The 1,997-nt window shown below is 49.2% G+C and carries 1 rRNA gene; it reads right to left on the bottom strand.

Annotated elements, in window-relative coordinates:
- Nucleotides 1-1,997: ribosomal RNA gene (locus V6256_RS15060) — 23S ribosomal RNA — on the bottom strand; the annotation flags it as partial.

Here is a 1,997-nt window from a genome sequence, read left to right as displayed (position 1 = left end):
GGCTCCACCGCATCTAGCGACGCGGTTTCAAAGCCTCCCACCTATCCTACACATGTAGGCTCTAAGTTCACTGCTAAGCTATAGTAAAGGTTCACGGGGTCTTTCCGTCTAGCCGCGGGTACACAGCATCTTCACTGCGATTTCAACTTCACTGAGTCTCGGGTGGAGACAGCATGGCCATCATTACGCCATTCGTGCAGGTCGGAACTTACCCGACAAGGAATTTCGCTACCTTAGGACCGTTATAGTTACGGCCGCCGTTTACCGGGGCTTCGATCAATAGCTTCGACCTAAGTCTAACCACATCAATTAACCTTCCGGCACCGGGCAGGCGTCACACCCTATACGTCATCTTACGATTTAGCAGAGTGCTGTGTTTTTAATAAACAGTTGCAGCCATCTGGTATCTTCGGCCCTCAACAGCTTAGAGAGCAAGTCTCATCACCGTCAAGGGCGTACCTTCTCCCGAAGTTACGGTACCATTTTGCCTAGTTCCTTCACCCGAGTTCTCTCAAGCGCCTTGGTATTCTCTACCTGACCACCTGTGTCGGTTTGGGGTACGATCCTCATATTTCTGAAGCTTAGAGACTTTTCCTGGAAGTATGGCATCAATGACTTCAGTACCTTAGTACCTCGACATCGAGTCTCAGCGTTAAAAGAAATCCGGATTTACCTAAATCTCCCGCCTACACTCTTGAACCTGGACAACCATCGCCAGGCCCACCTAGCCTTCTCCGTCCTCCCATCGCAAAATATAAGGGTACGGGAATATTAACCCGTTTCCCATCGACTACGCCTTTCGGCCTCGCCTTAGGGGTCGACTCACCCTGCCCCGATTAACGTTGGACAGGAACCCTTGGTCTTCCGGCGGGGAGGTTTTTCACCCCCCTTATCGTTACTCATGTCAACATTCGCACTTCTGATACCTCCAGGATGCCTTACAGCTTTCCCTTCAACGGCTTACAGAACGCTCCTCTACCACGCATATAAATATGCGTCCGCAGCTTCGGTGATATGTTTAGCCCCGTTAAATCTTCCGCGCAGGCCGACTCGACTAGTGAGCTATTACGCTTTCTTTAAAAGATGGCTGCTTCTAAGCCAACTTCCTAGCTGTCTAAGCCTTCCCACATCGTTTCCCACTTAACATATACTTTGGGACCTTAGCTGGCGGTCTGGGTTGTTTCCCTTTCCACGACGGACGTTAGCACCCGCCGTGTGTCTCCCATGATTGCACTTGTTGGTATTCGGAGTTTGCAAAGGGTTGGTAAGTCGGGATGACCCCCTAGCCTTAACAGTGCTCTACCCCCAACAGTGATACATGAGGCGCTACCTAAATAGCTTTCGAGGAGAACCAGCTATCTCTTGGTTTGATTGGCCTTTCACCCCCAGCCACAAGTCATCCCCTAATTTTTCAACATTAGTGGGTTCGGTCCTCCAGTTGATGTTACTCAACCTTCAACCTGCTCATGGCTAGATCACCAAGTTTCGGGTCTAATCCCAGCAACTATTCGCCCAGTTAAGACTCGGTTTCCCTACGGCTCCCCTAAATGGTTAACCTTGCTACTGAAATTAAGTCGTTGACCCATTATACAAAAGGTACGCAGTCACGGAATAAATCCGCTCCTACTGCTTGTACGTACACGGTTTCAGGTTCTATTTCACTCCCCTCACAGGGGTTCTTTTCGCCTTTCCCTCACGGTACTGGTTCACTATCGGTCAATTAGGAGTATTTAGCCTTGGAGGATGGTCCCCCCATATTCAATCAGGATTTCTCGTGTCCCGACTTACTCGTTTTCACTGTAAAGAAGTTTTTGTGTACGGGACTATCACCCTGTACCGTGGCACTTTCCAGAGCCTTCCACTAACTTTTAAACAGCTTAAGGGCTGTTCCGATTTCGCTCGCCGCTACTTTCGGAATCTCGGTTGATTTCTTTTCCTAAGGGTACTTAGATGTTTCAGTTCCCCTCGTTTGCTTCGCTATGCTATGTATTCACATA

The organism is Psychromonas aquatilis, assembly GCF_038155185.1.
GTDB classification, from domain to species: Bacteria; Pseudomonadota; Gammaproteobacteria; order Enterobacterales; family Psychromonadaceae; genus Psychromonas; species Psychromonas aquatilis.
The sequence above is the reverse complement of the archived record's forward strand: the minus strand, read 5'-3'. Positions and strand labels throughout refer to the sequence as shown.